This is a genomic window from Polaromonas sp. P1_G4, assembly GCF_056405475.1.
This window is the reverse complement of record NZ_JBFUCA010000638.1, coordinates 1-2,059: the sequence shown is the minus strand read 5'-3', so window position 1 is coordinate 2,059 and position 2,059 is coordinate 1. Positions and strand designations below refer to the sequence as shown.

General features: G+C 60.9%; 2 protein-coding genes. One reads left to right on the top strand and one right to left on the bottom strand.

The window, feature by feature from the left end; translation table 11 throughout:
• A partial coding sequence (gene ilvD, locus AC1D1X_RS21605; RefSeq protein ID WP_477699143.1) for a dihydroxy-acid dehydratase occupies positions 1-1,684 on the bottom strand: 1,684 nt, incomplete at its 3' end.
• Positions 1,685-1,818: 134 nt separating this feature from the next.
• Between ilvD and AC1D1X_RS21600 the strand changes: the two genes are divergently transcribed.
• Positions 1,819-2,059: LysR family transcriptional regulator (locus AC1D1X_RS21600; RefSeq protein ID WP_477699142.1), on the top strand; the 241-nt coding region annotated here is incomplete at its 3' end.

The following is a 2,059-nucleotide window of genomic DNA, read 5'->3' as shown; positions in this document are numbered from 1 at the left end:
CCGCACCCTTGCTGGCACTTGATGCATTGAAAGCGAACTTGGCCTGGACGCCGCGGGTATAGCGTGGCGCGGGGGCTTTCCAGCCGACCTTGCGTTTGGCCAATTCGGCGTCACTGATATTCAGCTGCAACAGGAGTTGCTTCGAATCGATGGTGATCGAATCTCCCTCATTGATGAAGGCGATATTGCCGCCAGCCGCAGCTTCAGGCGCCACGTGGCCAACCACCATGCCCCAGGTGCCACCGGAGAAGCGGCCATCGGTGATCAAGCCGACACTCTCGCCGAGGCCGGCACCGATCAGCGCGCCGGTGGGGGCCAGCATTTCAGGCATGCCGGGRCCGCCCTTGGGGCCGAGGTAACGCAGCACCATCACGTCACCAGCCTTGATCTTGCCGGCCAGGATGGCTGCAAGTGCTGATTGTTCGTCATCAAATACCCGGGCCGGGCCGGTCATGACGGGATTTTTCAGGCCGGTGATCTTGGCCACGCAGCCTTCGGGTGAGAGGTTGCCCTTCAGGATGGCCAGGTGGCCCTGGGCGTACATGGGTTTGTCGATGGGGCGGATCACATCCTGGTCTGCGCGCGGAACTTCAGGCACGTCCTTGAGCGTCTCGGCGATGGTCTGGCCGGAGATCGTCAGGCAATCGCCATGCAGCAGGCCGGCGGCCAGCAGTGTTTTCATGACCTGTGGAATACCGCCGGCGCGGTGCAGATCCACGGCGAGGTATTTGCCGGAGGGCTTCAAATCGCACAGTACTGGCGTACGCTGGCGCACGCGCTCGAAATCATCAATCGTCCACTCGACGCCGGCCGTGTGGGCGATGGCCAGGAAGTGCAGCACAGCGTTGGTGGAGCCGCCGGTTGCCATGATCACGGCGACCGCGTTTTCAATAGCCTTCTTGGTGACGATGTCGCGCGGCTTGATGTCCTTCTTGATCGCTTCAACCAGAACCTTGGCCGACTCTTTGGCTGARTTCATTTTCTCGTCGTGCGGATTGGCCATGGTGCTGGAGTAGGGCAGTGAGATGCCCAGGGCCTCGAAAGCGCTGGACATGGTGTTGGCCGTGTACATGCCGCCGCAGCTGCCGGTGCCCGGAATGGCGCGGCGCTCGATTTGCAGCAGGTCTTCGTCGCTCATGCGCCCGGCGGCGTTTTCGCCCACGGCTTCAAACACGCTGACGATGTTGAGGTCTTTGCCCTTGTAGGTGCCCGGCAGGATGGTGCCGCCGTAGACGTAGATCGCCGGCACGTTGGCGCGCAGCATGCCCATCAGACCACCGGGCATGTTCTTGTCGCAGCCACCAACCACCAGCACGCCGTCCATCCACTGGCCCTGCACGCAGGTCTCGATGCAGTCGGAGATCACTTCGCGGCTCACGAGGGAGTACTTCATGCCCTCGGTGCCCATGGCCATGCCGTCGGAAATCGTCGGCGTGCCGAATACCTGCGCGTTACCGCCAGCTTCCTCGATGCCGACAATTGCCGCGTCGGCCAGTTTTTGCAGGCCGCTGTTGCATGGCGTGATCGTGCTGTGCCCATTGGCCACGCCGATCATTGGTTTCTTGAAATCGTCGGCCTCGTAGCCCATGGCGTAGTACATGGAGCGGTTGGGCGCGCGCGATTTGCCCTCGGTGATGTTCTTGCTGCGCGGGTTGGCAACGATGTTGACAGTTTTGGTTTCCATGGGGTGTCTCGTGGTGTTGGCTACTATGGCTTGCCCGCGTTTGACCTTGGGCATGCATCGGGAGAAACAGAGTATGCGTGCTTTGATTGATTCTTTCCAATCCATTATTAATCATCTATTAATATGTATGGCATATGAAAGATATTCTCGGCACCGCGGGCATGGCTTCCCGTAAACCGCCCTTGATCGAGCTTCGCCTGTGGCGTCAGTTTCTGGCAGTGGCCGAGGAGCTTCACTTCGGCCGCGCTGCCAAAAGCCTCAACATGACCCAGCCGCCGCTCACGCAGGCCATTGCGCAGCTGGAGGCGCATTTGGGCCTCAGATTGTTCGACCGCACCAAGCGCAGCGTGCAGCTCACGACGGCAGGTGCTGCCC